Annotated in this window: 1 protein-coding gene; it reads left to right on the forward strand. The window is 51.4% G+C overall.

The genetic code is table 11. From position 1 onward, the window contains the following. Positions 1 to 82 precede the first annotated feature (82 nt). A complete protein-coding gene (locus AAFH99_RS12005) occupies positions 83 to 484 on the forward strand; it encodes a hotdog fold domain-containing protein (protein ID WP_406827856.1) in 402 nt (133 codons plus the stop codon). The last annotated feature ends 723 nt before the right edge of the window (positions 485 to 1,207 follow it).

The following is a 1,207-nucleotide window of genomic DNA, read 5'->3' on the forward strand; positions in this document are numbered from 1 at the left end:
TCTTTACGTTCAGGTGAATAGTGGGGCATGGTTGTCCTCTGAAAAGTTCAGGCGACAACTACCCTGACACATAGGGTGGCTGGTGAGCAAAATTGTCTGTTTCAATGCCCCCTACTTCAGCTCGATCAAACCGCGATTCACGCAGATACAGCCGGGCCTGGTTGAGGTGAAACTGAAGAAGCGCCGCGCAGTAGAAAACCACATTAAAACCGTGCACGCCATCGCCATGTGTAACGCTGCGGAACTGGCCGGAGGCGTATGCCTGGACGTATCCCTGAATGGCAACTTCCGCTGGATTCCGGTGGGCATGACCGTGCAATACCTGAAGATGGCCAAAACCGACCTGCGCGCCGTGAGTAGGGTCGACGACTTTCATTGGGATTCAGCACAGGATGTGGTGATGCCGGTGAGCGTATTTGATACAAACGGTGAGGAGGTCTTCCACGCGGATATCACAATGCGGATTTCTCCCAAAAAGAAATAAGTTTCGCCGGCAAAAAAATCACTTTCAACTGGCCCAGCAGGTACCTCTGGCCTCTTTCTGGACTCATCCCCCAACCAGGCCATGAATTCCACCGCTCGCAGCTTGGTACCAACGTGCAAAATACATGAGAAGTAATCACGTGCTCTCTATGGCAAAGTGACGCTTCACATGCACAGGTCGTGCACATTCTATGCACTCATGGAGAAGTAACCTTATGGCTAGTATCGATTTCAACCTTAACAATGCATCACGGCTTGGTGGGATGGCTCCACCCGCGCTGGCAGGCGACAACAACCCTGACACATAGGAGCAGGAATTTCCGCCAACCTTGCTCAGCGCTTTTCCACCAGAATGGCTACTGTGACAGAAATGGGTTGGACTACGAAAGAGATGAATCAACTCTCAGTATAGTGGGGTGGTATTCAGATTCAGGACACGCCGATGAAGAATTAACACGAATAATATCCGCCACTCTTACCAAATACTATTAAGTCGAGGTCTGCCCCAAAATCTAACGTGCCCCCCAATCCTAACCCTTCTCTGAGAACCAGCACGCCAACTATCAATTCCCGACTCCTGCTTAAGCTCTTTGCCACCCGTGCAACATGTACATACCGCCCCACACAAAATCAAACGGCCGAGCTACGTAAGCGATCAGTCTTCCCCGCCCTCGACGCGAGTATTGCTTTCAGGTAGCCCAGCAGCCCTGATCTTCCACGGTAG

This window comes from Microbulbifer sp. ARAS458-1 (assembly GCF_045348205.1).
In the GTDB taxonomy this organism is placed as follows: domain Bacteria; phylum Pseudomonadota; class Gammaproteobacteria; order Pseudomonadales; family Cellvibrionaceae; genus Microbulbifer.